The organism is Kitasatospora phosalacinea (assembly GCF_000716545.1).
GTDB classification, from domain to species: Bacteria; Actinomycetota; Actinomycetes; order Streptomycetales; family Streptomycetaceae; genus Kitasatospora; species Kitasatospora phosalacinea.
In genome coordinates this window covers 1-1459 of record NZ_JNWZ01000149.1, presented here as the reverse complement: position 1 = coordinate 1459, position 1459 = coordinate 1, and the positions used below count along the sequence as shown (strand labels likewise).

1 protein-coding gene is annotated in these 1459 nt (G+C 69.8%); it reads left to right on the top strand.

Annotated features, from left to right (window positions below):
* Positions 1-4 precede the first annotated feature (4 nt).
* Positions 5-1459, top strand: a 1455-nt coding sequence (locus OO48_RS33850; RefSeq protein WP_245194922.1) for an acyl-CoA carboxylase subunit beta, incomplete at its 3' end; no start/stop codon positions are given.

The following is a 1459-nucleotide window of genomic DNA, read 5'->3' as shown; positions in this document are numbered from 1 at the left end:
CGAGCTGCGCGAGCAGGTCCGCCGGGGGCCGAGCGAGAAGGCCACCGAGGCGCAGCACGCGAAGGGCAAGCTGACCGCGCGTGAGCGGATCGAGCTGCTGCTGGACGAGGGTTCGTTCCGCGAGGTGGAGCCGTTGCGGCGTCACCGTGCGCAGGGTTTCGGGCTGGAGGCGAAGAAGCCGCACACCGACGGTGTGGTCGTGGGGTGGGGGACGGTGCACGGGCGGACGGTGTTCACCTACGCGCACGACTTCCGGATCTTCGGCGGTGCGCTGGGCGAGGCGCACGCGCAGAAGATCCACAAGATCATGGACATGGCCATCGCGGCGGGCGCGCCGCTGGTGTCGCTGAACGACGGTGCCGGGGCCCGCATCCAGGAGGGTGTGACGGCGCTGGCCGGCTACGGCGGCATCTTCCAGCGCAACACGCGGGCCTCCGGGGTGATCCCGCAGATCTCGGTGATGCTGGGCCCGTGCGCGGGCGGCGCGGCCTACAGCCCGGCGCTGACGGACTTCGTGTTCATGGTCCGCGAGACCTCGCAGATGTTCATCACCGGCCCGGACGTGGTGCAGGCCGTCACCGGCGAGAAGATCACCCAGAACGGCCTGGGCGGCGCGGACGTGCACTCCTCCGTCTCCGGTGTCTCGCACTTCGTCTACGACGACGAGCAGTCCTGCATCGAGGAGGTCCGCTACCTGCTGTCGCTGCTGCCGCAGAACAACCGCGAGATGCCGCCCGCGGTGGCCGCCGACGACCCCGTCGGGCGCCGCAACGACTCGCTGCTGGACCTCGTGCCGGCCGACGGCAACCGCCCCTACGACATGCGCAAGGTCATCGAGGAGGTCGTCGACCACGGCGAGTTCCTGGAGGTCCACGAGCGCTGGGCCACCAACGTCATCTGCGCGCTGGCCCGCATCGACGGCCACGTCGTGGGCATCATCGCCAACCAGCCCCAGTCGCTGGCCGGCGTGCTGGACATCAACGCCTCCGAGAAGGCCGCCCGCTTCGTGCAGATGTGCGACGCCTTCAACATCCCGCTGGTCACCATGCTCGACGTGCCCGGCTTCCTGCCCGGCGTCGACCAGGAGCACGACGGCATCATCCGCCACGGCGCGAAACTCCTGTACGCGTACTGCAACGCCACCGTGCCCCGCATCCAGCTGATCCTGCGCAAGGCCTACGGCGGCGCGTACATCGTGATGGACTCCCGCTCCATCGGCGCCGACCTGTCCTTCGCCTGGCCGACCAACGAGATCGCCGTGATGGGCGCCGAGGGCGCCGCCAACGTCATCTTCCGCCGCGACATCAACGCCGCCGAGGACCCCGACGCCACCCGCGCCCAGAAGATCAAGGAGTACAAGAGCGAGCTGATGCACCCGTACTACGCGGCCGAACGCGGCCTCGTGGACGACGTCATCGACCCCGCCGAGACCCGCGCCGTCCTCGCCTCCTCGCTCGCC